3 protein-coding genes are annotated in these 3232 nt (G+C 62.1%); all 3 read right to left on the bottom strand.

All coding sequences use genetic code 11. From position 1 onward, the window contains the following. Positions 1-126: 126 nt before the first annotated feature. Positions 127-1113 (bottom strand): D-glycerate dehydrogenase, encoded by a 987-nt coding sequence (locus IV091_RS14900; protein ID WP_293470042.1) that lies wholly within the window; start codon positions 1111-1113, stop codon positions 127-129. Positions 1114-1130: 17 nt separating this feature from the next. Then, entirely contained in the window at positions 1131-2543 is a 1413-nt protein-coding gene (locus IV091_RS14895; RefSeq protein ID WP_293470041.1) for a sodium:proton antiporter, read from the bottom strand. Positions 2544-2596: 53 nt separating this feature from the next. After that, positions 2597-3232: nicotinate phosphoribosyltransferase (gene pncB, locus IV091_RS14890; RefSeq protein ID WP_293470040.1), on the bottom strand; the 636-nt coding region annotated here is incomplete at its 5' end.

Genomic DNA, 3232 nt, shown 5'->3' with positions numbered 1-3232 from the left:
CTGGCTTTCGCCCGCAACTTGTGCCGGCTTGCGCACCAGCAGCCAGACCAGCAGCCAGACCAGCAGCAGCAGATTGGCCAGCAGCAAAGCCGCCGTCAGCCAGAATTCCATGGCTTGTGTCACTCTTTATTTGATAGCCAACACCGCAGGATTCAGCGGGGTTAAAGGCTTTTTTCCTGTAAAAAAGGCAATCAGGTTGTCGGCGGCCAGGTTGGCCATGGCCAGGCGCGTCGGAATCGTGGCGCTGGCGATATGCGGCGTCAGCACCACATTCGGCACGTCCAGCAAGTCCGGGTGCACCAGCGGTTCGCCTTCAAACACGTCCAGCCCGGCGGCTGCAATGCGCTTGTCCTTCAGCGCCGCGGCCAGCGCAGCGTCGTCCACGATTCCGCCGCGCGCAATGTTGACCAGCGTGGCGGTCGGCTTCATCAGCGCCAGTTCGGCCGCACCGATCGCGTGGTGGGACGCTGGCGAATACGGCAGCACCAGCACCAGGTGGTCAGCGGTCTTGAGCAGTTCTTCCTTGCTGACATAGCTGGCCTGGCATTCGGCCTCCAGGGCCGCGTCCAGGCGGGAACGGTTGTGGTAGATCACCTTCATGCCAAAGCCCAGCGCGCCGCGTTTGGCAATGCCCTGGCCGATGCGGCCCATGCCCAGAATCCCGAGCGTGGCGCCATGGATGTCGGAGCCCGCAAACATGTCGTAACTCCACTTGGTCCACTGGCCGGCACGCAAATAATGCTCGCTCTCGGTGATGCGGCGGGCGGTTGCCATCATCAGGGCAAAGCCAAAATCAGCCGTGGTTTCGGTCAGCACATCGGGCGCATTGGTGGCTAGCACGCCGGCGGCCGTCATGGCGTCAAGGTCAAAATTGTTGTAGCCCACGGCCATGTTGGCGCAAATCTTGAGTTGGGAGCAGGCGGCGAGCACCTCGGTATCAATGCGGTCACCGCCGGTGGTGAAGGCGCCGGCCTTGTCACGCAGCCGCGCCGCCAGCTCAGCCTTGGACCAGGTCTCGTCGGCCTGGTTGGACTCGACCTCGAAATATTGTTCAAGGCGCGCCACCACTTCGGGGAAAACAGCGCGGGCGATCAGGATTTTGGGCTTGCTCATGGAGAAGTTGGCTTTCTTTATTTGAACCAGATGAAGGTCATGATGATGAAGAGCGGGATCAACACCCCGCCCGACCACAGCATGTAGCCAAAAAAGCTTGGCATTTTCACGTTGCGGTCTTCGGCAATGGCCTTGACCATCAGGTTGGGCGCATTGCCGATGTAGGTGTTGGCGCCCATGAACACGGCGCCGGCTGAAATGGCCGCCAGCGTGGACGCAAAGGTGGTCATCATCGCCTGCGGGTCGCCGCCAGCGGTGTTGAAAAACACCAGGTAGGTGGGCGCGTTGTCAAGAAAGGAGCTGAGCGCGCCGGTGGCCCAGAAATACATGGCCGGATCGGGCGAGCCGTCGGGCCGGGTCACGGCCGACACGACCGCGCCAAACGGGCCGCTGGTGCCGGCCTTGAGCATGGCAATGACCGGAATGATGGTGAGGAAAATACCCGCAAACAACTTGGCCACCTCGGCCATCGGCCCCCACGAGAACTGGTTGTCGGCATGCACCTTGGCCGACGTGATTTTCAGTGACAGCAAGGTGATGGCCACCAGCCCGGCATCGCGCACCAGGCCCGGCAGGCCGACGTCGGTGCCGGCGATGTTGAACACCACGGCCGATTTCCAGAAGCCGCTGAGCAGCACCAGCCCGGCAATGGCGCCCAGCAGCCAGAAGTTGGCGGCGCCGTCAAACCCGATGCGCCCGGTGTCGGGTGTCGGGTCCAGCGGCGCGACTTCTTTGCGCTGGCGGTAGAACCACAGGTCCAGCGCATAAAAAATAGCCAGCAAGGAGCCCACCAGAAACAGCGTCTCCCCAAAGATCTGGCGCACGGTCCAGAAAAAATCCACGCCCTTGAGGAACCCGAGGAACAGCGGCGGATCGCCCAGCGGCGTCAGCGAGCCGCCGGCGTTGGACACGATGAAGATAAAGAACACCACCACATGGGCCTTGTGCGCCCGGTTGTCGTTGGCCCGGATCAGCGGGCGGATCAGCAGCATGGATGCGCCGGTGGTGCCCATGAAGCTGGCCAGCACGGCGCCAAGGCCCAAGATGGCGGTATTGAGCCCCGGGCTGCCGTGCAGGTTGCCGCGAATGTGAATGCCGCCGGCCACGGTAAAGAGCGCGGTGAGCAGCAAAATGAACGGAATGTATTCGGCCAGCAGCGCATGCATGAAGCTGACGCCGGCAAGGCCTGGCCCGTACAGCACGGCAAAAGGCAGCAGGAAGGCCAGCGACCAGGCGGCAGTGACCTTGCCAAAATGGTGGTGCCAAAAGAATGGCGCCAGCAGGGGCAGCAGGGCAATCGACAGCAGCAAGCCCGCAAACGGAACGCCCCACAACACCGAGAGTTCGCTTCCCTGCAGTTCAGCCGCCCATACCAGGCCGGGACTCAGTGACAACAGCGCCAATATGGTGGCCCAACGCAATGATTTCATTATTTTTTGTCTCCAGTATGCTGCGCGCCGCCGGCGGCTGGCGCTGCCCGGCATTATCGAACGGGCAAACCCGTGGATGAAGGGACGTCAAACACCTGGCGCAGGTAGGCCATGTATTTCTCGTCATCGCACATGTTCTTGGACGGCGTGTCAGAGAGCTTGGCGACCGGCTGGCCGTTGCAGCGCACCATCTTGATCACGATCTGCAGCGGCTCATAGCCCAGGTCATTGGTCAGGTTGGTGCCTATGCCAAAGGCCAGGTGGCACCGCGCCTTGAATTGCTGGTACAGCGCAATGGTGCGGGGAATCGTGAGCGCATCGCTGAAGATCAGCGTCTTGGTTTTGGGATCAACGCGGTTTTTGGCGTAATGCGCCAGCATGCGCTCACCCCACTGGAACGGATCGCCGCTGTCATGGCGGGCGCCGTCAAACAGCTTGCAAAAGTACAGGTCAAAATCACGCAGGAAGGCGCTCATGCCGTACACGTCCGACAGCGCAATGCCCAGGTCGCCCCGGTACTCCTTGGCCCACGACTCAAAACCAAACACCTGGCTGTCGCGCAGCCTGGGTCCCAGCGCCTGGCAGGCCTGCAGGTATTCGTGCGCCATGGTACCCAGCGGCGTCAGGCCCAGCCTCATGGCATACAGCACGTTGCTGGTGCCCGCCAGCTGCCCGGTGCTTCCGGTGCC

This window comes from Polaromonas sp., from assembly GCF_018780625.1.
In the GTDB taxonomy this organism is placed as follows: Bacteria; Pseudomonadota; Gammaproteobacteria; order Burkholderiales; family Burkholderiaceae_C; genus Polaromonas.
The sequence above is the reverse complement of the archived record's forward strand: the minus strand, read 5'-3'. Positions and strand labels throughout refer to the sequence as shown.

Coding starts and splice junctions, on each gene's coding strand:
- IV091_RS14900 (WP_293470042.1), bottom strand. CDS start 1,113: ATGAGCAAGCCCAAAATCCTGATCGCCCGCGCTGTTTTCCCCGAAGTG.
- IV091_RS14895 (WP_293470041.1), bottom strand. CDS start 2,543: ATGAAATCATTGCGTTGGGCCACCATATTGGCGCTGTTGTCACTGAGT.